This is a genomic window from Streptomyces sp. NBC_00005 (genome assembly GCF_045160215.1).
In the GTDB taxonomy this organism is placed as follows: domain Bacteria; phylum Actinomycetota; class Actinomycetes; order Streptomycetales; family Streptomycetaceae; genus Streptomyces.
This window is the reverse complement of sequence record NZ_CP108316.1, coordinates 2,777,158-2,799,793: the sequence shown is the minus strand read 5'-3', so window position 1 is coordinate 2,799,793 and position 22,636 is coordinate 2,777,158. Positions and strand designations below refer to the sequence as shown.

At 69.7% G+C, this 22,636-nt stretch carries 18 protein-coding genes; 8 read left to right on the top strand and 10 right to left on the bottom strand.

Going from position 1 to position 22,636, the window contains the following annotated elements; genetic code table 11:
- The first annotated feature begins 422 nt into the window (after positions 1 to 422).
- The gene (locus tag OG303_RS13175) at positions 423 to 1,559 is read left to right on the top strand and encodes a YihY/virulence factor BrkB family protein (RefSeq protein ID WP_405868084.1); all 1,137 of its coding nucleotides are present in this window, start codon (positions 423 to 425) and stop codon (positions 1,557 to 1,559) included.
- Positions 1,560 to 1,570: 11 nt separating this feature from the next.
- Here the strand turns inward: OG303_RS13175 and OG303_RS13170 are convergent, their stop codons facing one another.
- Positions 1,571 to 2,413 carry an NAD(P)H-binding protein gene (locus tag OG303_RS13170; RefSeq protein ID WP_405868082.1) on the bottom strand — a complete coding sequence of 281 codons (843 nt, stop codon included), beginning with the start codon at positions 2,411 to 2,413 and terminating at the stop codon, positions 1,571 to 1,573.
- Positions 2,414 to 2,493: 80 nt separating this feature from the next.
- Between OG303_RS13170 and OG303_RS13165 the strand changes: the two genes are divergently transcribed.
- Positions 2,494 to 3,468, top strand: a complete 975-nt coding sequence (locus OG303_RS13165; RefSeq protein WP_405868080.1) for an AraC family transcriptional regulator — start codon at positions 2,494 to 2,496, stop codon at positions 3,466 to 3,468.
- Between the two features lie 10 nt (positions 3,469 to 3,478).
- The gene (locus OG303_RS13160; RefSeq protein ID WP_405868078.1) at positions 3,479 to 4,165 is read left to right on the top strand and encodes a DUF6597 domain-containing transcriptional factor; all 687 of its coding nucleotides are present in this window, start codon (positions 3,479 to 3,481) and stop codon (positions 4,163 to 4,165) included.
- On the opposite strand, the gene OG303_RS13155 is transcribed toward OG303_RS13160, so the two are convergent.
- From OG303_RS13155 to OG303_RS13115, 9 genes are all read right to left on the bottom strand, one after another.
- Positions 4,148 to 4,549, bottom strand: coding sequence for a VOC family protein (locus tag OG303_RS13155; protein WP_405868076.1), 402 nt, complete (start codon positions 4,547 to 4,549; stop codon positions 4,148 to 4,150). The genes OG303_RS13160 and OG303_RS13155 overlap by 18 nt on opposite strands.
- Positions 4,550 to 4,673: 124 nt before the next feature.
- Entirely contained in the window at positions 4,674 to 5,306 is a 633-nt protein-coding gene (locus tag OG303_RS13150; RefSeq protein ID WP_405868074.1) for a VOC family protein, read from the bottom strand.
- A gap of 227 nt (positions 5,307 to 5,533) precedes the next feature.
- Complete coding sequence (locus OG303_RS13145) at positions 5,534 to 6,577, bottom strand: LacI family DNA-binding transcriptional regulator (RefSeq protein ID WP_405868072.1); 1,044 nt, start codon at positions 6,575 to 6,577, stop codon at positions 5,534 to 5,536.
- 164 nt (positions 6,578 to 6,741) lie between these two features.
- A complete protein-coding gene (locus OG303_RS13140; protein WP_405868070.1) occupies positions 6,742 to 8,331 on the bottom strand; it encodes a family 43 glycosylhydrolase in 1,590 nt (529 codons plus the stop codon).
- On the bottom strand, positions 8,328 to 9,242 hold the full coding sequence (locus OG303_RS13135) for a carbohydrate ABC transporter permease (RefSeq protein WP_405877241.1): 915 nt from the start codon (positions 9,240 to 9,242) through the stop codon (positions 8,328 to 8,330). The genes OG303_RS13140 and OG303_RS13135 overlap by 4 nt, the downstream gene beginning before the upstream one ends.
- Positions 9,239 to 10,123 carry a carbohydrate ABC transporter permease gene (locus OG303_RS13130; RefSeq protein WP_405868068.1) on the bottom strand — a complete coding sequence of 295 codons (885 nt, stop codon included), beginning with the start codon at positions 10,121 to 10,123 and terminating at the stop codon, positions 9,239 to 9,241. The genes OG303_RS13135 and OG303_RS13130 overlap by 4 nt, the downstream gene beginning before the upstream one ends.
- Before the next feature lie 19 nt (positions 10,124 to 10,142).
- On the bottom strand, positions 10,143 to 11,477 hold the full coding sequence (locus OG303_RS13125) for an ABC transporter substrate-binding protein (protein ID WP_405868066.1): 1,335 nt from the start codon (positions 11,475 to 11,477) through the stop codon (positions 10,143 to 10,145).
- Between the two features lie 263 nt (positions 11,478 to 11,740).
- Positions 11,741 to 12,826, bottom strand: a complete 1,086-nt coding sequence (locus tag OG303_RS13120) for a LacI family DNA-binding transcriptional regulator (protein WP_405868064.1) — start codon at positions 12,824 to 12,826, stop codon at positions 11,741 to 11,743.
- A 165-nt stretch (positions 12,827 to 12,991) separates the two neighbouring features.
- Complete coding sequence (locus OG303_RS13115) at positions 12,992 to 14,005, bottom strand: hydroxyacid dehydrogenase (RefSeq protein WP_405868062.1); 1,014 nt, start codon at positions 14,003 to 14,005, stop codon at positions 12,992 to 12,994.
- 498 nt (positions 14,006 to 14,503) lie between these two features.
- Here OG303_RS13115 and OG303_RS13110 point away from each other — a divergent pair, with 498 nt between their 5' ends.
- Genes OG303_RS13110 through OG303_RS13090 form a run of 5 tightly spaced genes read left to right on the top strand, consistent with a single transcriptional unit; the run spans position 14,504 to position 22,629 of the window.
- Positions 14,504 to 15,853 (top strand): ABC transporter substrate-binding protein, encoded by a 1,350-nt coding sequence (locus OG303_RS13110; RefSeq protein ID WP_405868060.1) that lies wholly within the window; start codon positions 14,504 to 14,506, stop codon positions 15,851 to 15,853.
- Positions 15,850 to 16,848, top strand: a complete 999-nt coding sequence (locus OG303_RS13105) for a carbohydrate ABC transporter permease (protein ID WP_405868058.1) — start codon at positions 15,850 to 15,852, stop codon at positions 16,846 to 16,848. Before OG303_RS13110 ends, OG303_RS13105 begins: the two co-directional genes overlap by 4 nt.
- Positions 16,845 to 17,705: a carbohydrate ABC transporter permease gene (locus tag OG303_RS13100; RefSeq protein WP_405868056.1), complete on the top strand. Its 861-nt coding sequence runs from the start codon at positions 16,845 to 16,847 to the stop codon at positions 17,703 to 17,705. The genes OG303_RS13105 and OG303_RS13100 overlap by 4 nt, the downstream gene beginning before the upstream one ends.
- Positions 17,706 to 17,755: 50 nt before the next feature.
- Complete coding sequence (locus tag OG303_RS13095; RefSeq protein ID WP_405868054.1) at positions 17,756 to 19,288, top strand: glycosyl hydrolase family 28 protein; 1,533 nt, start codon at positions 17,756 to 17,758, stop codon at positions 19,286 to 19,288.
- The gene (locus OG303_RS13090) at positions 19,285 to 22,629 is read left to right on the top strand and encodes an alginate lyase family protein (protein ID WP_405868052.1); all 3,345 of its coding nucleotides are present in this window, start codon (positions 19,285 to 19,287) and stop codon (positions 22,627 to 22,629) included. The genes OG303_RS13095 and OG303_RS13090 overlap by 4 nt, the downstream gene beginning before the upstream one ends.
- The last annotated feature ends 7 nt before the right edge of the window (positions 22,630 to 22,636 follow it).

Genomic DNA, 22,636 nt, shown 5'->3' with positions numbered 1-22,636 from the left:
ACGGGTAACGCGACTGGATAGGGCCCTGGTCATGGACCCTCGATGTCCCCCGTGTCGTGTGCGCCTGAGTCGTCCTCAGCGTGCGCAACGAATGCAATGCGGATTCTTTCGGAGAGTTCATGAACGGTTCAAGGGCGTTTCGGCCATTGGCGCATTACCGCCGCTGCGGAGTTCATTGATCGCGCGCGGGATAATCGGTGTTCAGGTGCGTGACCGGGGAACTCGCCGAACCGGCGGTGCATGTGCCGGTGGCGATTCCGGTTGTGCGGCAGAACAATTAGGCCAACGCGGACATGACAGGAAAATACGTAGGATTCCTCGATGGTTACTGCTCTGTTGCCGCCCGGTTTCCGCTCCGGTGATTCGACAGGCTAGGCAGCCGGGGGATGAGTGCACTCAGCCACGGCGGATACCTTTAGGTCGTGCAGCCAGCAAGTGAACCCTCGCCGAGCCCCTCCGGGCGTCTCCACCGGGCGCGTGCCCTCTACCGGAACGTCTCGAAGCGCAGGACTGCCTGGCTGCTGCTGAAGGACACCGTCAACTCGTGCATGGAGTACCGCATCCTGGGCCTCGCGGCCGAGGCCGCGTTCTTCACGCTGCTGTCCGTGCCGCCCCTGCTGCTCAGCATGATCGGCCTGCTCGGCTACGCCGACGCCTGGACCGGCGCCGACACCATCGCGAGCCTGGAGACCAACCTCCTGGAGGCCTCGCGCACGGTCCTGTCCGACAAGGGCGTCAACGAGATCGCGCAGCCGATCCTGCACGACGTGATGAAGGGCGGCAGGCCCGACGTCATCTCCATCGGCTTCCTGTTCGCCCTGTGGTCCGGCTCCCGCGCCGTGAACGTCTTCATCGACACCATCACCGTCATGTACGGCCTCGACGGCGTCCGCGGCATCGTCAAGACCCGCCTGCTCGCCTTCGCGCTGTTCATCGTGGCGCTGCTGATCGGCTCGGTCGCGCTGCCGCTGATGGTGGCCGGGCCGGACGCGGTGGTGAACATCGTGCCGTGGTCGACGACCGTCGTGCAGGTGCTGTACTGGCCGGTCGTCCTCGTCCTGTCGGTCGCCTTCCTGACCACGCTGTACCACGTGTCCGTCCCCGTCCGATCCCCGTGGATCGAGGACGTGCCCGGCGCCCTGGTCGCCCTCGGGATGTGGGTGCTCGGCAGCTTCCTGCTGCGTATCTACCTGACCAGCACGGTCGAGGGCCCCACCATCTACGGCTCGCTGGCCGCGCCCGTCGCCGTGCTGCTGTGGATCGGTGTGTCCGCCTTCGCCGTCCTCGTCGGGGCCGCGGTCAACGCCGCGATCGACCGGGTCTGGCCGGCCGCCGCGACCGCCGCGGCCCGCGCCGCGAACGAGCGGCTGCGCGAGGTGCAGCTGGCCGAGCACGTGGCCCGCGCCGCCGCGGGCCACGACCCCGACCCGGACGACCCGGACATGCCCTCCGAGTTCCCCGAGCGCTGGTCCCGCTTCCTGCCGCCGGAGGACGTGACGTCCCGCCTGCGCACCCATGTGAAGAGCACCCACCCGCCGCACAAGCCCGAGGACTCCTGAGAGGCGGCCGTTCACCCTTTCCAGGTGCCCGCCGCGGCAGCCTCCCGCACGAAGTCCGCGAAGTCGCGCGGCTCGCGTCCCAGCACCTGGCGGACGCCGTCCGTGAGGTGCGCGTTGCGCCCGTCGAGCAGCCCCTCGAAGACCTCCACGAGGAACTCCGCCTCCTCGGGCGGCACCCCGAACCCGGTCAGTGTCTCGCCGTAGGCGCGCGCCGGGACCGGCGTGTACGTCAGCTTCGTGCCGGTCGCCGCGGAGATCTCCGCGACGGCCTCCCGGAAGGACAGCAGCCGCGGCCCGGTGAGCTCCACCGTCCGCCCGACGTACCGCTCCCCGGCCGTCAGCACCGCCACCACCACATCCGCGATGTCCCGCACGTCGACGAACGGCTCCTTCACCTCACCGGCCGGGAACACCAGCTCCCCGTGGCTCAGCCCCTCCACGAGCGGCCCCTCGCTGAAGTTCTGCGCGAACCAGGTGGCCCGTACGACCGTCCAGTCCGCACCCGACGCCTTCAGCGCCTCCTCCGTCGCCAGCGCCTGTTCCTCACCGCGCGCCGACAGCATCACCAGCCGCCGCACCCCGAGCCCGACCGCCTCCCGGGCGAGCGCCCCGATGCCCTCCACCGCCGCGGGCGAGCCGACGTCGGACGGGTACATGAGGTACGCCGCGTCGGCGTCCCGCAAGGTCCGGGCCCACGTCGTCGGGTCCTCCCAGTCGAAGCCCTGAGCACGCGACGCGGCCCGCACCGTGAGCCCCGCCGCCCGCGCCGCCTGCGCCACCCGGCTCCCGGTACGCCCCGAGGCACCGGTCACCACAACCGTCATGATCTGCGTGTTCGCTGCGTTGTCTGCCATGCCTCCAGTCAACGGCCGTGCGCCCCAAGACCCCATCGCTGAACGGCTCATTCCCATGTGCGGACGTCTACGCTGACCGCATGGACGCGCCCCCACGCTCGAACCCGCCGCTCACGCGGGGGGACCCCCTTGCAGGCCTCCTCGAGGGCCCCCGCGCGCGGGGCGCCTTCATGATCCGGGCGTGTTTCGAACCGCCCTGGTCCGTGCGCATCGAGGACCGCGCCCCGCTCACCGTCATGCTGATGGTGCGCGGCGAGGCGTGGATCATGCCGGACAACGGGGAGCGGGTGCGGCTGCGGCCGGGCGACCTCGCCATCGCACGCGGCCCGGACCCGTACACCTGCGCCGACGACCCCGGCACGGCGCCGCAGGCGCTGATCCTGCCGGGCGCCGAGTGCAGTTACCCCGACGGGCGGGCGCTGAACGGCTCCATGGACCTGGGCGTGCGCACCTGGGGCGACCGGCTCGACGGCTCGGCCGTGATGCTGATCGGCACGTATCTGTGGCAGGGCGAGGTCAGCGGGCGCCTGCTGGACGCCCTGCCGCCGCTGCTGACCCTCACCTCCGAGGTGTGGGACTGCCCGCTCACGCCGTTCCTCATGGAGGAGATCGTGCGGGACGAACCGGGCCAGGAGGTGGTCCTCGACCGCCTCCTCGACCTGCTGGTCATCGCCGCGCTCAGGGCCTGGTTCTCCCGCCCCGAGGCGGCGGCACCCGCCTGGTACCGGGCGCTCGCGGACCCCGTGGTGGGCCGCGTGCTGCGCCTGCTCCAGGACGACCCCGCGCACCCCTGGACGGTGGCCTCCCTCGCCACCAAGGCCGGGGTGTCCCGCGCGGCCCTCGCCCGCCGCTTCACCGAACTCGTGGGCGAGCCCCCGATGACGTACCTGACGGGCTGGCGCCTCGCCCTCGCCGCGGATGCGCTGCGCGACACCGGTGACACCTTGGAGGCGATCGCCCGGCAGGTCGGGTACGGCAGCGCGTTCGCCCTGTCCAGCGCCTTCAAGAGGGTGTACGGGGTCAGCCCGCAGGAACACCGCACGCGCGCGGCGTAGCCTTTCGTACGTGTACACGCAGAGGGCGTCCCGGCTGGCCGGGGCAGTCGTGTGGACGAACACCCCGTCCGAGGCCGGTGTCGGACGCGTGCTGCCCGACGGCTGCATGGACCTGCTGTGGCACCAGGGGCGACTGCTGGTCGCGGGTCCCGACACGCGCGCGTACGTCACCGAGGGCCCGCCTGGAGTATGGGTGGGCGTCCGCTTCTACCCCGGGACCGCGCCCGCCCTCCTGGGCGTGCCCGCGCACGAACTGCGCGACCGGCGCGTGACGCTCGCCGAGCTGCGGCCCGCCGCGGAGGTCCGCCGCCTCACCGCCCACATGAACGCGGCCGCCGAACCGGCAGGCGCGCTCGAGGAGTTGGCGCTGCGGCTGGCCGCGGAGACCGAACCCCCCGACCCGCTGCTACGACACCTCGTGGCGGCCCTCGACGAGGGCCGCCCGGTAGCCGCCACCGCCGACGAACTCGGCCTCGGCGCCCGGCAGTTGCACCGACGCTCCCTGACCGCCTTCGGCTACGGCCCCAAGACGCTGGCCCGGGTGCTGCGGCTGCAGCGGGCGCTGGGGCTGGCCCGGGACGGGGTGCCGTTCGCGGAGACGGCGGCCCGGGCGGGGTTCGCCGACCAGGCCCATCTGGCGCGGGATGTAAGGGAGTTGGCGGGCATGCCGCTCGGGGAGCTACTCGGCCGAGGGTAGCTGCGCGAACAGGTCGACGCCGTTGCCGTCCGGGTCCTGCACCACGGCGTACCGCATCCCCCAGAACGCGTCCCACGGCTTGAGCTCGCCGTGGTGCCCGGCGCCCACGAGGTCCTCGTACACGGAGTCGACCTCGGCGGGCGTCCCGCACTTGAAGGCGAGCGACATCCGGCCGCCACCGGCCGGCGACTGCCACGCGGGGTGGAAGGAACGGATGGTCTCCTCGGTGTCCAGAGCGAGGGTCAGCCCGCCGGGCAGTTCGGCCTCGACGTGCGGCTGGTCCTCGGAACCCTCGGGGAAGACGAGCCCGAGGCGACGGTAGAAGGCGAGTGAGGCGGCCATGTCGGAGGCGACCATGCCGACCACGGCGAATTGTGGAGTCATGCCGTCACCGTAGGCAGCGCCCGGCCGCCCGGTCTTGAAGGAATCGGACACGACGGAATCGGACTCAGGCGGAATCGGACTCAGGCGGAATCGGACTCGGGCGGAATCGGATCCGCCCACCCGCTCACCCGAAGGTCACCGGCCCCCGAGGCGTGTCCACCGTGAACGAGAGGCCCACCGGGCCTTCCGCCACGACGAGTTCGGCTCCGACGGCGGACAGCAGGGGCCGTATCTCGTCGGGGTCCGGGGCGGTGGCGGACAGGTGGAGCAGGGGAGTGACCGGCAGTCCCGTCGAGGTCGGGTGGGCCGAGGACCCCCAGTCGATGAGGAAGGGGACGAGCCCGGAGGGGTGCGCGGTGTCGCCGTCGGTCAGGCGCCACTCCAGGAGGATGCCGTCCGGCCGGCGGCGGCTCATCGGGCGGACCGGACCGGGGTCGTACCCCCGCGCCCGTGCCGCCGCGACCGCCGCGTCCAGGTCGGGTGGGCTGATCGCCCAGGTCACCGTGCGCGCGGAGGCCAGCTCGTCGACGTCGAAGGGCCGGGGCCCGTCCGGCTCGGACTGCTCCGGATCGGGGCCGATGATCTCCAGATAGCTGGAACCGCCCAGCGACACCAGGTGGTTGCGGGTGCCGAAGCCGACATGCGCACCGCCGGGTGCGGGCGTCACACCGGTACGCCGTGCGAAGTCGGCGACCGTCGCCGCCAGTTCGGGGGTGGCGAGGACGAGATGGTCCAGACGCGCGGGAATGACGTTCATCGCAGCCGAGGCTACGCAACGCCAACCCTGCAATGGAACACCTGTGCGGCAGCCGTCACTGGCCGTAGGCGAGGGTGCCGTCCTCGTCCATGGGTGGATGCATCTTCATGGGACCAGGGGGCGCGGGATTGCCTTCAGGGGCGCGGGGCTGTATCGATATGCGGCTCCACCGCGTGGGCGCGACCAGCCACGCCGCCGCAGACGACACACAACGGACGACAGACGGCTCACCCGGCGGAGCGCCTCGTACTGGCCCGTTCCACCAGCCGCGTCGACAGCTCCGTACGCGTGCTCTCCGGCCGATCCCCCTCCATCATCCGCACCAGCAGGTGCAGCGCCGTCGCCGCCATCTCCGCCAGCGGTTGCCGGATCGTGGTCAGAGCGGGAGCGACCCAGCGGGACTCGGGCAGATCGTCGAACCCGACCACGCTCATGTCGTCGGGGACCCGCAGGCCCCGCTCGGCCAGGGCCTCGTACACGCCCAGGGCCATGTGGTCGGAGCAGACGAAGACCGCCGTCGGCGGCTCGCGCAGGTCGAGGAGGTCCAGCATGCGGCGGTGCGCGACGGTCTCGTCGAAGCCGGCGTGCCGGACGTACTCCGGGCGATGGCGGATGCCCGCCGATGCCAGCGCCGAGCGGTACCCGGCGACCCGGGCGGTGCTGCACATCTTGCGCTGGTGGCCGGCGATGACGGCGATGCGCTCGTGGCCGAGGGACAGCAGGTGCTCGGTCGCGGTGACCCCGCCCTGCCAGTTCGCCGCGCCCACCGACGCCACACCCGGCGGCGGTTCGAGGACCGGGTCGATCAGGACGTACGGGATGCGGTGCTGGTCCAGCCAGGCGTACTGCGACACCGTCAGCTCGGCCAGGTTGAACAGCACCCCGGACGAACCGCGCGCGATGAGCTTGTCCAGCCAGCCGCGCTCCGGGCGCCCGCCGCGGGTCCGGGTGAGCCCGGCCGAGACGACCACCTCCAGACCCGCGTCGTGCGCCGCCGCCTCCACGCCCTGCAGCACCGCCCCCGACCAGGAACTCTCCAGCGAGTGCACGACCAGGTCGACCAGCCCCGGCACCTTCGCCGCGTCGAACCGGGGTCTGCGGACATAGCCGAGCCGGTCCAGGGCCTCGGTGACGCGGCGGCGCGTTTCCGGTGCCACGTCCTCCCGGCCGTTGACCACCTTGGAGGCGGTCGGCACGGAGACCCCCGCCTCGCGCGCCACGACGGCGAGCGTCGGCCCGGCCGCCACGCTCGCACTCCCGGTGCGGACCATCGGGAACCACCTCTCCGGCCCGCCCGAGGGCCATGAAAAGTTTTCGACCAGCGCGGAAACAGTAAGCGCTTCCTACCCTAAGTACACCGAGTGACGTCGGGAAGAGGCAGGGCTTCGCAGGTCTTCACGGTCCCGAACTTTCGAAACTTCGAACGTGGTGACGGCTACCAGCAGGTGAGCCTGAATCCGGTGAACCCGGCCGTGAACGCCGCGTCCACCAGGTCCACGGCATGGATGCCGGCCATCGACCCGGTGAAACGGAGCTTGGATCCGAAGTCGTCGGAGAGCTTGCCGAAGTCCAGCGGCTCCCCGACCGGCGAACGCACCCCGCTCCGCACGTACCAGAACCGCGCCGCGGCGCCGTCGACCGTCACCCCCAGTGTCACCGGCGCGTCCGCGTCGACGTCCACGACCGCCACCGTCCGCGTGCCCGCCTCGTCGCGCTCCACCAGCCGGAGCACGGTACGGCCGCCGCCGCGCCACTGCTGCCCGTGCTGCCCTTCGCCCTCGGGCTCCGCCCAGGTCAGGTCCAGGGTCAGATACGCCTCGGTGTTGTACCGGAGCACCAGCCCCGCGGCCTGCGTGAAGGTGTCCGGCCGCGCCTCCACGGTGACCTCGGCCTCCGCCCGGTGTTCCGTGATCCGCTGGGCCAGCAGACTGTGCGCCCACCACGACTCGGGCCCGTGCCGGCCGCGCAGCCGGATCCAGCCAGGACGGCTCGTGGTGTCGGCCCAGGACGGATCCGGGGCCGCACGCAGCGTGCTCCACGGCCAGCCCAACGGCTCGTCGGCGTCGGCGAGTCGGGGTGGCAGTGGCTCGGGACGCGTCGGTACGTCGACCTCGACGGCCGGATGCCAACCCCCGTGCGGCATCCTCGGCCAGCCGTCCTCGTCCCAAGCCACCGTCTGGATCGCCGTCTCGCGGCCGAGCGTGCAACGCGGCCCGTCCGGCGTCCGCAGCGGACGGGCCGTCAGGTGGCTCAACACCCAGTCCCCGTCCGGGGTTTGCACCAGCTCGCCGTGCCCCGCCTTCTGCAAGGGCAGCGACGGGTCGTCCCGCGACGTCAGCAGCGGCCGGTCGTCGAGCTCGTAGGGGCCGGTGAGTGCACGGCTGCGCGCCACCCGCACCCCGTGCTCGAAGCCGGTGCCGCCCTCCGCCAGCACCAGGTGGAACCAGCCCTCCCGCCACAGCAACTTCGGTCCCTCGACGAGCCGTTCGTGCTGGAGCAGCAAGTGGGTACCACCGACCGGGCTCAGCGTCTCCCGGTCCAGCTCGGTCAGGACGATCCCGGCGAACCGGCGTCCACCCGGTCGGTGGTCGTTCTGCAGGTTGAGCAGCCACAGCCGGCCCTCGTGGTGGAAGAGCGCGGGGTCGAAGCCGTGGCCGGCCACCTGGCGCGGCGGCGTCCACTTCCCGCCCGCCTCCGTGGCCGTACTGACATACGTGTCCACGTCGAAGTACGGCGTCCCGACCGAGCGCACGACGGAGTACACCACCCAGAACCGCTCACCGTCCCAGCTCAGCGACGGTGCCCAGATGCCGCCCGAGTCCGGCACCCCGGCCAGCGAGTCCCCGGGGGCGGCACCGCGCACGTGGCCCGCGTACTGCCAGTGGGCAAGGTCGCGCGAACGGTGGATCGGGATGGTCGGGAACCACTCGAAGGAACTCGTCGCCACGTAGTACCAGTCGCCGACCCGGACCAGTGAGGGGTCGGGAGCGAAGCCGCGGACAACGGGGTTGTTCAGCAAGGTCACTTGAGGGCTCCCAGCGTGACGCCGGTGCGCCAGTAGCGCCGCATCGCCACCATCATGATCGCCATCGGCACGATGGACAGCAGGGCGCCGGTCAGGACGAGGCTGGTGAGGTCGACGCCCGACTCCAGGCGTTTGCCGGACCAGTTGTACAGGCCCAGGTTGAGGGTCCAGTTCTCCTCGCCGCGCAGCACGGTCAGCGGGAGGAAGAAGGCGTTCCAGGTGTTCACGAAGGCGAGCAGGAACACCGTGGCACCGCCCGTCGTCATCATCCGCAGCACGATGCTGAAGAAGATGCGCAGTTCACCGGCGCCGTCGATACGGGCCGCCTCCAGCAGCTCGTACGGGATGGTGGCCTCGGTGTAGACCTTCGCGAGGTAGACGCTGAACGGGTTGATCAGGCAGGGGATCAGCATCGCCCAGGGCGTGTCGACCATGCCGATCTCGGAGAACAGCAGATACAGCGGCAGGGTCAGCAGGGCGATCGGGATCAGGAACGAGCCGACCACGCACGCGAACACCAGGTTGCGGCCCGGGAATTGGAAGCGGGCGAGGCCGTAGCCCGTCAGCAGGGCGAGCAGCGTGCCGCCGAGGGAGCCGACTCCCGCGTACAGGAACGAGTTGGCGGTCCAGCGCAGGAAGATGCCGTGCTCGTAGGTGAACAGCTGGTGCAGGTTGTCCCACAGGTGCCAGCCGGAGAACCACAGGCCGTTGCTCTGGTAGAGGCCGACACGGTCCTTGGTGGCGGCGACGATCAGCCACCACACCGGGAACAGGCTGTACATGCTCGCCAGCGTCAGGCCGACGAGCAGGAAACGCTGGCCACCGCGCGAACGGGCCGCGGGATCAGGGCGGTTGATACGCCGTACCGTGGCGGGCGCCTGCCGGGTGCCGTTGTCCTTGGTGAGCATCAGTCCGCCTCCTTTGAAGTCAGCCGGTAGAAGAGGAAGGAGGCGACGCCGAGGATGAGGGCGAGCAGCACCGAAAGAGCCGCGGCGTAGTGGTAGTTGCCGGCGTTGAACGCCTGGTTGTAGATGATCATGATCGGCGCGAAGTCGTCGCCGACCGTCTGCGGGGTGATGTTCCTGAACAGCGCGGGCTCGTTGAAGATCTGCAGCATCTGGATGATCGAGAGCATGCCGGTCAGTACCAACGCGCCCCGCACGAACGGGATCTTGATGCTCAGCGCGATCCGCCGCTCGGAGGCGCCGTCGAGCCGCGCGGCCTCGAACAGCTCACGCGGGACGCCCTGCAGCGCCGAGTAGATGATCACCATGTTGTAGCCGACGCCGTGCCAGGTCAGCAGGTTGCCGATGGAGGGCCACACCATCGACGGCGCGAAGAAGTTCCAGTCGAAGCCGAAGACCTTGCCGAACGGGGTGAGCGGACCCACGTCCGGGCTGTACAGGTTGATCCACACGAGCGCGGCGACCACGCCGGGGATCATGTACGGCACCAGCAGGAGGATCCGGAACCGGCCGGCCACCTTCGAGGTCAGCATGTCCAGGAACAGTGCCAGGGCCAGGCTGATGAGCAGCATCACGGGAATCTGCAGGCAGGCGAACAGCACCACCCGCAGCACGGAACCCATGAACGCCGGGTCGGTCAGGCCCTGTTGGTAGTTGTCCAGCCCGGCGAACTTCTCCGTGGAGCCGCCGAGCCCGAGCCCGGACTGCTGCTCCTTGTACAGCGACTGGTAGATCGCGTAGCCGATCGGCAGCAGATAGAGGAAGACGAAGCCGAGCTGGAAGGGCACCGTGAAGGCGGCACCCTTCCAGCGCAGTGAGCGAATCATCAGTGGTTGCCTTCAGCCTCTAGCCCTTGGCGCTGATGCCGCGGGACTTCAGGTCCTTGACCGTCCACTCCTGCATGTGCGCCAGCAGATCGGTGACCTTCTCCTGCTTGTTGACGACCTTGGCCCAGCCGGCCTGCATCTCGGTGAACATCGCGGTCCAGTCCGGGCCGAAGGTCCAGTCGGTGGTGACCTTGTCCAGGCTGTCCGTGACGACCTTCTGGGCCGGCTCGTAGTTCTTGCCGAGCAGCTTGTCGGAGATCGCATCGCCGACGTACGAGTTGCTGTCCGCGAGGGCGGGCATCACGCCGTTGCCGGTCGTCGGGCTCGCCATGGTCTTGACCGCGCCGGTGTTGGTGGACATCCACAGCGCGGCCTCGGCGGCCTGCTTCTGACTCTTGCACTGCTTGGTCACCAGCGTCACGCTGCCGGTCAGGTTGGTGCCCGCCGGGGTCTTGGCCGCCTCGCCCTGGTACGTCGGCCACGGCGACAGCGCCCACTTGCCGAAGGACTTGGTGAAGTTCTGCACCATGCCCGCCATCTGCCAGGTGGAGATCTGCCGGGTCGCCGTGCCGCCGTTGTCGTAGTTGCGCTGCACGGCCGCGTAGTCGGCGAAGGACAGCTTGGAGTTGAGGTCGTTGTCGATGATCTCCTGGATCACCTTCGCGGCCTTCAGGCTGCCCGCGTCCTGGAAGTCGACCTTCCAGGAGTTGCCGTCGATCGCGTACCAGTGCGCCCCGGCCTGCATGGCGAGCACCTCCAGGGTGCTCGGGTCCTCACCGGCGAAGTTGGTGATCTTGACGCCGTGCTTCTTCAGGACCTTGCCCGCGGCGATGAAGTCGTCCCAGGTGGTGGGGGGCTTGATGCCGTACTTGGCGAAGATGTCGGTGCGGTAGATCGTGAAGTTCGGCGAGGAGCTGGTCGGGACGCCGTAGCTCTTGCCCTGCACCTGTGCGCTCGCCCAGGAGCCCGCGTTGAACTTGTCCTTGCTGGACGAGACGTACTGCGAGATGTCGGCGAGGGCGCCCTGCGCGACCCAGCTCGTCACGTACTCGGCGGTGTTCTGCACCAGGCAGGGCGCGTTGCCGGCCTTGACCGCGTTGGTCAGCTGCTTCTGCATGGTCAGCTGGTCGGTGACCTTGGTGTACTTGAGCTTGACGTCCTTGTGCGAGGCGTTGAACGCGTCGGCGACCTTGTCCTGACCGTTGGCCCAGCCCCAGAAGGGGAGGGTGACCGGGCCCGACGACTTGGTGTCGTCCCCGGAGTCCGATCCGCCGCAGGCGGTGAGCAGACCGGTGAGTGCGAGTCCCGCGACAGCGGCGTGGGCGAACCTTCTCCGGGGGCTGGTGAAGTTCATCTGACCGTGTTCCTTCGGAAGTTGGGCGTCTCTGAACGAGAGAACGGCGGCTCGGTGCGGGCCGGGAAACGGCGGCCGGGAATCCGTCGGCTGCGGTTGCGGGGGGTCGGCCAGGCGGAAGCTGTAGTAAGCGGTTGCCGTGAAGGTAGGCCGACAGGTCCGGCCGTAGCAAGAGGTATGCGGGAATTTATTGCGCCAGGCTGAGGAAACTGCTGGTCAGCGAAGGAAACCGGTTACGAAACGATCGCTTCCCAGAGAGCATGTCAGTGCCTGGTGGGGGGCTTCACGGAGTTGCGTACGACGACATGGGTGCCCAGCACGAGGTGGTCGCCGTCGGTGCTCTTGCGGCGGCCCGAACCGCCCTCACGGCGGTCGGCCACCGCGCGCAGGGCCACCCGGCCCATCTCCTCGTACGGCACGTGCACGGTGGTCAGTTGGGGCGTGAGCTGGGAGGCGAGCGGGATGTCGTCGTAGCCGACGATCGACACGTCCTCCGGCACCCGCAGCCCGGCCGCGCGCAGGGCCTGCATGGCGCCCGCGGCGACCACGTCCGTGCCGGCGAGCACCGCGGTGAAGTCCGGTGTCTCGTGCAGCGCCGTCTCCACCGCGCTGGACCCGTGCTCGTCGTCGTAGGGCCCGTGTCGCACCATGCCCGGGTCGAAGGGCACGCCGTACGCCTCGAAGGCGCGCTTCGCGCCCTTCAACCGGTCCTGGGCCGTGGTGAGTTCCGCGGGACCCGGCAGCACCAGAACCCTGCGGTGTCCGGCCGACAGCAGGTGGCTGGCCATCGCGTAGGCGCCGCCCTCGTTGTCGTAGTCGACCGTGGTGGCCGGTACGTCGCCCTCCAGCGGCGGCCTGCCCACCAGGACGAGACGGGATCCGGCCGCGTCGAGGGAACGGGCGAAGCGGGCCATGCGCAGCTGGTACTCGGCGTAGTCGTAGGCACCGCCGAGCAGCACCACCGCGGCCACGCCCTGCTGGCGCATGAGGTTGACCAGCGCGAGCTCCCGCTCGGGGTCGTCACCGGTGGTGCCGACCAGGGAGAGCCAGCCGCGCAGGGTCGCGGCGCCCTCAACTCCCTTGGCCACGTGGGCGAACGCGGCGCCGGTGATGTTGTTGATGAGGATGGCGACCGTCGGCGTACCGCCGCCGGCCAGGGAGCGGGCGTGGGCGTTGGTGACGTAGTCCAGGTCCCGGACGACCTTCATCACCCGGCGGCGCAGGTCGTCCGACACCGGGTAGTTGCCGGACAGGACGCGCGACACGCTCGCCACGGAGACGCCCGCCCGCTCCGCCACGTCGCGGATGGTGGCCCGACCGGCGTCCCCGGACGCCTTGCGCTGACTCACCGTTGCGGCTCCTTCATCCTTAACGCCCCCTCGGCCGGGGGATGCGGCCCCTCGCCGGACGGCCAGAGGCCACGCCTCTCGCCGGTGCGGAAACCGTATCCCATTGTTTCTCCGGGGTGACCGGTCGCGCTCGCGGGGGAGGGAGGGCGCTCGTCGAGGCCGGGCTCATGCGACATGGGCCAGGTCCGAGTGCTGCACCTCGTGGGCCGGCGGCAGGCCCGCGGCCAGGCGTTCCAGTTCCTCCACGACGATACGGCCGAGGCGCTCCAGCTCGTTGCCGAGCGAGCCCGCGATGTGCGGGGTGAGGAAGACGTTGGGCAGGCGGTAGAGCGGGGAGCCGGCGGGCAGCGGCTCGGGTTCGGTGACGTCGAGGATCGCGTGCAGCCGGCCGGAGACCAGCTCGTCGGTGAGTGCGTCGGGGTCGACCAGGGCGCCGCGCGAGGTGTTGATCAGGACGCCACCGTCCCGGATGAGCGCGAGCCGGCCGGCGTCGAGCATGCGGTAGGTCTCGGGGATGTCGGGGGCGTGCAGCGACACGATGTCGCTGTGCCGCAACAGGTCCTCCAGCGGCAGGAGTTCGGCACCGAGGGCGGCGGCCTCGGCGGGGCTGACATAGGGGTCGTAGAGCAGGACCGTGAAGTCGAACGGCCGCAGCAGTTCGAGCAGCCGGCGGCCCACCCGCGAGGCGCCGATGACTCCGATCCGGCGGCCGACGTTGCCCGTGTGCGCGGTCTCGGCCTCGGTCGGGTAGAGGTGGCTGGCGCGGAAGCGCTCGCGGTGGGCGAAGGTGTCCTTTCCGGCGAGCAGGATCATGGCCAGTGTGTACTCCGCGACCGGCAGGGCGTTGCCGGTCACCGCGCTGGAGACCGTGATCCCGCGCTCCCACAGGGCCTCGCCGACCAGCGAACGGACCGAGCCCGCCGCGTGCAGGACGGCGCGCAGACGGGGCGCGGCGGTCAGCACACCGGCGTCGAGGGCGGGGCAGCCCCACCCGGTGATCAGGACGTCCGTCCGGGCGAGGGTCTGCGCGGCCGCCGGATCGGCGAAGTCCCGTACGACGAAGGCGGGGTCGAGGTCGGACGCCTGCCTCAGCCGGGCCATGAGCGGCGGCGGGAAGAGCAGCGGGAGGTGCACCGGATCCATCGCGAACACGACCCTCGGCGGCTGGGGGCTTGGCATGGCTCTCCTGACACGCTGGATGACACGTGGAATGCACGTGGAACGACTTGGTGGGACGGGCTTGCAGGAACGGCTTGCTGGAACCACTTGCTTGACGGAAACAGTTTCAGAAAGCGTCTTCTACCGTAGATCTGCCGTGAAGCGGTGGTCAATCGGCGGGAGGGGTGGCGTGCGGGCGGCTTGTCTCCGGAAGGTACGGCCCTTGGTCCCGCTCTGGGGCGAAATCGGTTACTGCGGTTTCCGGGGCGGTGCCATGTCACCTGCTCCCTATAGGCAACCGGTTGCCGGGCTGACCAGCACCGTAGTCACTCAAGCCCGTCCCGCCCGCCAAGACCACTGTTTTCGAAAACTTGTCACGCCTCTTGACGTGCGGTGCTCCCCGACGGAAGCTCCCTCCACCGCGTAGCAACCGGTTCCCGAAACATTCGCACGTCGCATCCATCCCCCGCCGCGTGCCCGAGTCCCGTCATCCATCTCAGCGAAGAGAGTGGGTAGTTCATGCACTCCCAGGCCGGTGCTCACGTGAGCCGCCGCCGCTTTCTCGCCCTCTCGGCAGCCGGTACCGCGGTCGGTGCGGCATCACTCGGCGGCTGTGCTCTGCCGGTGTCCACCGGGGTCAGCAGCTCGGGCGAGACCGTGACCGTGATGGTCAAGGCCGACGACATCACACCTGACCTGGTCAAGCAGGCCAAGAAGGAAACCGGCGTCACGATCAAGCGGGTCGACTACGACATCACCAAGCTGATCGCGATGCTCACCAGCGGCAGCCCGCCGGACCTGGTGCGCGGCGTCGGCGCCACGGACGCGGCGTACTTCGCCGCACGGGACGTGATGCAGGACCTCGACCCGTACTTCGCCAAGAGCGGCGTCCTCAAGCTCGACGACCTGGACCCGGTCAACGACCTGTGGCGCTACGACGGCAAGGTCCAGGGCAAGGGCCCGCGCTACGGCATGGCCAAGGACTTCTCCCAGGACTCCATGTACTGGTACAACACGGCGGCCTTCGACAAGAAGGGCGTCGACTACCCGTCGGAGACCGAGCCCGTCACGTTCGAGGAGTGGATGGACCACGCCCGGCACCTCGTGCAGCGTTCGAAGGGCCAGACGACCGTCTCCGGCGGCAGCTACAACGGACTGACGAAGCTCACGCTCATGGCGACCATGACGGCCTCGGCCGGCGGCAGCCTGTTCAGCGACGACTTCTCCCGCGTCGACTTCACCACCCCCGAGGCCCGCAAGGCGCTGGCCTGGTACATCGACTACTGCAAGCTCAAGGTCGGGCCCAGCCTCATCCAGCCCGACCCCAACGGCTGGGACGGTCCGACCTACCAGGCCGGACGGCTGGCCATGTCGAACGCCGGCTACTGGATGGGCGGGATGATCGGCACCGACAAGAAGCTGGCGCAGGTCTCCCGCCTCGCTCCCGCCCCGGTCTTCGCGGGCGGCCCGCGCATCAGCGCCTGCCAGGGCGGTACCGGCCTGTGGATGCCGCGGAAGGCGAAGAACAAGGACGCCGCATGGCGGATCTTCGAGTGGTTCTTCGGTGAGGCGCCGGCCAAGGCGCGCGCCTCCGGCGGCTGGGGCATCCCCACCCTGAAGTCCCTGCGGCCGCTGATGCCTCATCAGGAGGACTACCAGGAGCGGACGTTGAAGGCTCAGGAGGACGAGCTCAAGCACTTCTCGGTGGTCTCCCTCACCCCCTACATCACGGGCGACGCCTTCGAGTCCCTGTACAACCAGGTCACCCCGGCCGCGATGAAGGGCGAGATCTCCGTCGACACCCTCGCGGGGCGCCTGAACTCGATCATCAATGAGCAGCTCAAGCGCGGTAAGGAGCAAGTGGGATGACGGTCGATCAGATTTCCTCCGTCGCGGACCGGCCCGGCTCGACCGCGAACGCCGGCCGGGCCCGGTCTACCGACCGCACCGGGCCCTCGATGACCACGCGCAGGCACCGCGCGTTCTACATGTTCACCTCGCCGTGGATCATCGGGTTCTCGCTGCTGACCATCGCGCCCATGGCGTATGCCCTCTGGCTGAGCTTCACCACGTACGACGGCATCTCGCCGAACTGGCACTTCGTCGGCCTCGGCAACTACCGCGAGCTGCTGCACGACTCGCAGACCTGGGACTCCCTGGGCCGCGCGGGCCTGTTCGCGCTGATCTCGGTGCCGCTGTCGATCGTCGCGGGGCTCGGGCTCGCCGTCCTGGTCAACCGGCCGGTCAAGGGGCGCGGACTGTTCCGTACGCTGCTGTATCTGCCGGCCGTGGTGCCGCCGGTCGGCGCGGGCATCGCCTTCAAGAACCTCTTCGACCAGAACTCCGGTGCCGCCAACGGTGTCCTGACCTTCTTCGGCTTCGACGCGATCGGCTGGCTGGCCGACCCCTACGCCCGGTACGTGCTCATCATGACGGTGCTCTGGACCGCCGGGAACATCATGATCATCTCGCTGGCCGGGCTCCAGGACGTGCCGCGCGAACTCCACGAGGCCGCCCGCATCGACGGCGCGAGCGCCTGGCGGACCTTCCGCAGCATCACCGTGCCGCTGCTGTCGCCGGTGCTGCTGTTCCAGACCGTGACCGGGGTGATCGCCTCGGTGCAGACCATCATGCCGATGCTGCTGGCGCCCCTCTCCACCACCGGCGGCCTCACCACGATCCCGCAGTCCAACTACACGTACATGATCCACGTGTTCTCGGAGTACTTCGCGCTCGGCCGCTACGGATACGCCTCCGCACTGCTGTGGGTGCTCTTCGTCCTGATCCTCATCGCGACCGGACTCATCTTCAAGTTCACGTCCGGAGTGGTGTTCTACAACGTCGACCCGGAGGCGAAGAAGTGACCGCGACCAGCCTGAGCCCCAAGTCGCCCCGCGTCCGGGTCCGTGTCAACCGCCTCGTCCTCTACACGGTCCTGGTAGCCGTCACCGGCCTGTTCCTCGGCCCCTTCGGGTGGCTGATCCTCACCGGTCTGAAGGCCCCGGCCGAACTGGCCGCCGCCCCCGTGCACTGGCTGCCCGCGCACATCCAGTGGCACAACTTCGCCGACGCCTACAAGCTCATCGACTTCCTCGGCTACGCCCGCAACTCCCTGATCATCTCCACCATCTACGCCACCCTGGTCACCCTCAGCTCGGCCTGGGTCGGCTTCGGCTTCGCCCGGCTGACCGCACCCGGCAAGAAGACGCTGTTCGGCATCCTCCTCGGCTCGATGATGCTGCCCCAGATGATCACCCTGCTGCCGACCTACCTGATCTTCGCCAAGCTCGGGATGGTCGACACGTACTGGCCGTGGGTGCTGTGGGGGCTGGCATCCGCGCCGTATCTGGTCTTCCTCTTCCGGCAGTTCTTCGCCGGCCTGCCCCGGGAGCTGGAGGAGGCGGCGATCGTCGACGGCTGCGGATACGCCGGCATCTTCTGGCGGATCTTCCTGCCGCAGTCCTGGCCGGTCCTGTCCGCCGGCTTCGTCATCGCCTTCACCTGGACCTGGGGCGACTACATCGCGCCCCAACTCCTGCTGTCCACCGACCGTTCCACGCTCGCCGTCGCCGTGATGACCACCTACGTCTCCTCGGCCGGCACTCCCATCACCAACCTCCAGGCCGCCGGCTCGGTGATGTACGTCGTGCCGATCCTGCTGATCTTCCTCGTCGCCCAGCGCGGTTTCGTCAGCGGGATGTCCACCTCGGGCCTCAAGTAGCCCGTGGTTTCCGGCAGTTGCTCCCCTCTCACTTTGGCAAGGAGTTCCGTATGAACACGCCCCTGTCCCGCCGCAGCGCCCTCCAGGCGGCCGGTGCCACCGTGCTCGCCGCCGGCCTCACCAACCTGACGGCCACGGCGGCCCGGGCCGACACGGCGAGCGGCACGTCCGCCCCGAAGCTGGTGACCTACCCCCGCCCGTCCGCGGTGCCGACGAACACCAGCTTCAAGGTGAGAGTGCGCACCGCCCCCGACGGCGACTGGCAGACGCTCGACATCTACCGGCCGCAGCTGGAGGAGATCAACGCCACCACCGGGTCCGGCAAGGTCTACAACTCCTCGATGGTGTACTTCGACTTCCAGGGCTCCGTCGAGATCGAGGTCACCTACCTCAAGGGCGGTACCACCAAGGCCCGGGTGCGGCCGGACGCGCTCGGCATCACGCCCGAACTCGGCGGCGACACCCTGGTGTTCACCCTCGACGAGCCGAAGGACGTCGTCGTGCAGATCAACGACGAGATCTTCGACTGTCTGCACGTCATCACCAACCACGTCGACCACGCCCCGTGCTCCGCGGACGACCCGGACGTCATCTACTTCGGCCCCGGCGTGCAGACCGTCACCGGTGGCACCCTCACCGTCCCCAGCGGCAAGACCGTGTACCTCGCGGGCGGCGCCGTCCTGAAGGCGACGGTCTACTTCAAGGACGTGGAGAAGGCGGCCCTCAAGGGGCACGGCATGATCTGGGCCGGCGCCGGCCAGGGTGTGCTGTGCGAGGGCAGCAAGAACATCCGGGTCGAGGACGTCATCATCATGAACCCGGGGAACTACATCGCCACCCTCGGTGAGGCCGAGAACGTCCGCATGAAGAAGGTCCGAGGCTTCAGCTCCAAGGGCAACGGCGACGGCATCGACATCTTCTCCTCCAGCAACGTCGTCCTCGACGGCTGCTTCCTGCGCAACTCCGACGACTGCATCGCCATCTACGCCCACCGCTGGGACTACTACGGCGACACCCGCGACATCACCGTGCAGAACTGCACCCTGTGGGCGGACGTCGCGCACCCCATCAACGTCGGCACGCACGGCAACACCGACGCCCCCGAGACGATCGAGAACCTGCTCATCAAGAACATCGACATCCTCGACCACCGCGAACCGCAGATGAACTACCAGGGCTGCATCGCCCTGAACCCGGGCGACTCCAACCTGATCAAGAACGTCCGTATCGAGGACGTACGGATCGAGGATTTCCGCTGGGGCCAGGTCATCTACATGAAGGTCATGTACAACACGAAGTACAACACCTCGGTCGGCCGCGGTATCGAGGACGTCTACGTCAAGAACCTCAGCTACACGGGCACCCATGCCAACCCGTCGCTCTTCCTCGGCTACGACGCCGACCACGCCATCAACAACGTCACCTTCGAGAACCTGGTGATCAACGGCGTCGTCGTCGCCGACTCGATGAAGAAGCCGAGCTGGTACTACACCACGGACACCATCCAGTGGTTCTCCAACGAGCACGTGACGAACCTGAAGTTCCTCACGACCGCCGAGGCAGAGGCGGCCGCCGCGTCATGATCACTCCCGCACCGAGTCGCCGGGGTTTCCTCGGCAGTTCGGCGGCCCTGTTGCTGGTGTCGGGTGCGAGCGGACTGCTCGCGGCCGGCCCGGCCCGGGCGGCCGAGGCGGCCGGCAGCCGGACCCGCCGCATACGGTTCGCACATCCCGGTCTCCTGCACACGGCCGACGACATCGCGCGGATGAAAGCCGCCGTCGCCGCCAAGCAGTCCCCGATCTACGACGGTTACGCGGCGTTCGCGGCACACGCCCGCTCCTCGTCCTCGTACACCGTCCAGAACACCGGCCAGATCACCACCTGGGGCCGCGGGCCCACCAACTTCCAGAACCAGGCCGTCGCGGACTCGGCCGCCGCCTACCAGAACGCCCTGATGTGGGCCGTCACGGGCGACCGGGCCCACGCGGACAAGGCCCGGGACATCCTCAACGCCTGGTCGGCGTCCCTGACGAAGGTCACCGGCGCGGACGGTCCGCTCGGCGCAGGCCTCCAGGCCTTCAAGTTCGTCAACGCGGCCGAGCTCCTCCGTCACGGCGACTACGACGGCTGGACGGACTCGGACATCGCCCGCTGCGAGCGGTCGTTCCTCGACGTCTGGTATCCGGCGGTGTCCGGCTACACGCTCTACGCCAACGGCAACTGGGACCTGACGGCCCTTCAGACCATCCTGGCCATCGGCGTGTTCTGCGAGGAGCCGGTCCTCTTCGAGGACGCCCTGCGCTTCGTCGCGGCCGGCGCCGGCAACGGCAGCGTTCCGCACCGCATCGTCACCGACGCCGGCCAGGGCCAGGAGTCCGGCCGCGACCAGGGCCACGAACAGCTCGCCGTCGGCCTGATGGGCGACATCGCCCAGGTCGCCTGGAACCAGGGCATCGACCTGTGGGGCCACGACGACGACCGCGTCCTCGCCAACTTCGAGTACGCCGCCCGCTACAACCTCGGCGGCGACGTCCCCTTCACCCCCGACCTCGACCGCACCGGCAAGTACATCAAGACCGCCGTCTCCGCGACCGGCCGCGGCACCCTGCCGCCGATCTACGAGATGGCGTACGCCCACTACGCAGGCGTACGCGGCCTCGACACCCCGTACACCAAGGCCGCGGTCTTCCGCGGTTCCGGCGGCGCCCGCGTAGTCGAGGGCAGCAACGACGACCTGCCCAGCTGGGGCACCTTCGCCTACGCCGGCACGACGGCCCCCGCACAGTCCGTGCCGGCGGCTCCGGCGGGCGTCACCGCGGTCGGCACCGACCAGGCCGTCACCGTGAGGTGGCTGCCGTCCGCCTGGGCGAGCACGTACACCGTCCGGCGGGCCACCAAGCCCGAGGGTCCGTACGAGGTGATCGCCAAGGGGGTCGACAAGCCGACGTACGGCGACGGCGACGCGCGCACAGGACGTACGTACTACTACACCGTCACCGCCACCAACTCCCAAGGCGGAAGCGGCGATTCGAGCACCGCCTCCGCCACGGCCGGTCTTCCCGCCCCCTGGTCCACCCGCGACCTCGGCGACGTGCGGATCCCCGGTTCCGCCGCCTTCGACGGCGAACGCTTCGTCCTGGAGGCGAGCGGCACCGCCGACACCTACCGCCTCGCGCACCTGCCGTTGCGCGGCGACGGCACGGTCACCGCGCGGATCGTGTTCCCGCTCAGCTCGCAGTACTCCAAGATCGGCGTCACCCTCCGCGCCTCCCTCGACGCCGAGGCGGCGCATGCCTCGACCCTGATCCAGGGGCTGCCGCTGCACACCTGGAGCGGCGTGTGGAGCGTGCGGGCCTCGGACGGAGCGGACATCTCCGCCACCGGCAGCACGCCCGTGCCGCCCGCCCAGCAGGACGCCATCACCACCAACGCCGCCTTCCCGATCTCCAACCTCGGGAGCCTCCCGGAGTCCGCGACCCCGCTCGAGGCCCCGTACGTCGAGGGCGCGGGCGACGGCTACCGGCTGCGGGCGCCCTACTGGGTGCGGGTGACGCGGAAGGGCCGACGCTGCACCGGCGCGATCTCCGCGGACGGCATCCGGTGGACGGAGGTCGGTACGACCGAGGTCGACGGCATGGGGAACACCGCGTACGCCGGTCTCGTCCTCACCTCCTGCCTCGGCGTCGACGAGGACTACGCCGAGACCGGCACCGGCGCCTTCGACAACGTCACCGTGGCCTCGGCCTCGGGAGACGTCTGGTCCACGGCCCGACCCGCCGGCGCCGCGACCGGTCTGCAGGCGACCGGCGGCGCCGACGCCGTGGAACTGGCCTGGACCGACCCGGACCCGTCCGCCCGCTTCAAGGTGCTGCGGGCCACGGACGCCGACGGCCCGTTCCACACCGTCGCGACCGCCATCGGGGCCGTCGGCTTCGGCACCCGTATCCGGTACGCGGACGCCACCGGCACACCCGGCACGACGTACCACTACGTCGTCGCGAAGACGAACTCCGGTGGCCGCGGCCCGCTCTCGCAGCCCTCGGCCGCACAGATGCCGACCCCCTCCACGCCCCAACTCACCTCCGCCACAACGGCGTTCACCAACAAGGGCGCTCCGTTCCGCCACCTCCTGCGCGCCTCGCACGAGCCCGTGAGGTTCGCCGCGGACGGGCTCCCCGACGGTCTGCGCGTCGACAGGCGCACCGGCCTGATCTCCGGAACGCCGCTCAAGACGGGCGAGTTCACGATCACGACCACCGCGGGCAACGCGGCGGGCAACGGAACCGGCACGCTCACCCTCACCGTCGGCACACCCGCGCCCGCCCCCTGGACCTACGGCGACCTCGGCGACACCGTCCTCGACGACCGGGAGTTCGGGACCCTCGGCGTCGTGGCGATCAGTACGCCGGGCAGCACCTCGTACGACGACGGGACGTTCACCGTGCGGGGCGCGGGTGTCGACCTCACCGTCAACAACCAGGGAATGACAGGCCAGTTCGTACGACAGCCCGTCACCGGCGACTGCGAGGTCACCGCCCGGCTGGTCTCCCGCAGCGGAGCCAGTGCCGACCGGGTCGGCCTGCTGATGGCCAAGTCGCTGTCACCGTTCGACCAGGCCGCCGGAGCGATCGTCTCCGGCGGGACCAGCGCACAGCTCATGCTGCGCAAGACAGTGGCCGGTGCCTCCGCCTTCTCCGGCACCGCCACCCTCCAACTGCCTCTGCTGCTGCGGCTGAAGCGCACCGGGACCGCCTTCGCCGCGGCCGTCTCCACCGATGACGGCGCCACCTGGACCGCCCTCGCCTCCGGCGAGATCCCCGGCTTCGGTGACGCCCCCTACCACGTGGGTCTGGTGGTCTGCTCGCGCAGCCCCCTGGCCCTCGGCACCGCCCAGTTCGAAGAGGTGAGCATTACCCCCGACTGATCCCCCC

What these genes read in the sequence shown, in the direction of transcription:
- OG303_RS13170 (WP_405868082.1), bottom strand. Translation starts at nt 2,413, where the DNA reads ATGGCAGACAACGCAGCGAACACGCAGATCATGACGGTTGTGGTGACC.
- OG303_RS13165 (WP_405868080.1), top strand. Translation starts at nt 2,494, where the DNA reads ATGGACGCGCCCCCACGCTCGAACCCGCCGCTCACGCGGGGGGACCCC.
- OG303_RS13155 (WP_405868076.1), bottom strand. Translation starts at nt 4,549, where the DNA reads ATGACTCCACAATTCGCCGTGGTCGGCATGGTCGCCTCCGACATGGCC.
- OG303_RS13150 (WP_405868074.1), bottom strand. Translation starts at nt 5,306, where the DNA reads ATGAACGTCATTCCCGCGCGTCTGGACCATCTCGTCCTCGCCACCCCC.
- OG303_RS13145 (WP_405868072.1), bottom strand. Translation starts at nt 6,577, where the DNA reads ATGGTCCGCACCGGGAGTGCGAGCGTGGCGGCCGGGCCGACGCTCGCC.
- OG303_RS13130 (WP_405868068.1), bottom strand. Translation starts at nt 10,123, where the DNA reads ATGATTCGCTCACTGCGCTGGAAGGGTGCCGCCTTCACGGTGCCCTTC.
- OG303_RS13125 (WP_405868066.1), bottom strand. Translation starts at nt 11,477, where the DNA reads ATGAACTTCACCAGCCCCCGGAGAAGGTTCGCCCACGCCGCTGTCGCG.
- OG303_RS13115 (WP_405868062.1), bottom strand. Translation starts at nt 14,005, where the DNA reads ATGCCAAGCCCCCAGCCGCCGAGGGTCGTGTTCGCGATGGATCCGGTG.
- OG303_RS13110 (WP_405868060.1), top strand. Translation starts at nt 14,504, where the DNA reads ATGCACTCCCAGGCCGGTGCTCACGTGAGCCGCCGCCGCTTTCTCGCC.
- OG303_RS13105 (WP_405868058.1), top strand. Translation starts at nt 15,850, where the DNA reads ATGACGGTCGATCAGATTTCCTCCGTCGCGGACCGGCCCGGCTCGACC.
- OG303_RS13095 (WP_405868054.1), top strand. Translation starts at nt 17,756, where the DNA reads ATGAACACGCCCCTGTCCCGCCGCAGCGCCCTCCAGGCGGCCGGTGCC.
- OG303_RS13090 (WP_405868052.1), top strand. Translation starts at nt 19,285, where the DNA reads ATGATCACTCCCGCACCGAGTCGCCGGGGTTTCCTCGGCAGTTCGGCG.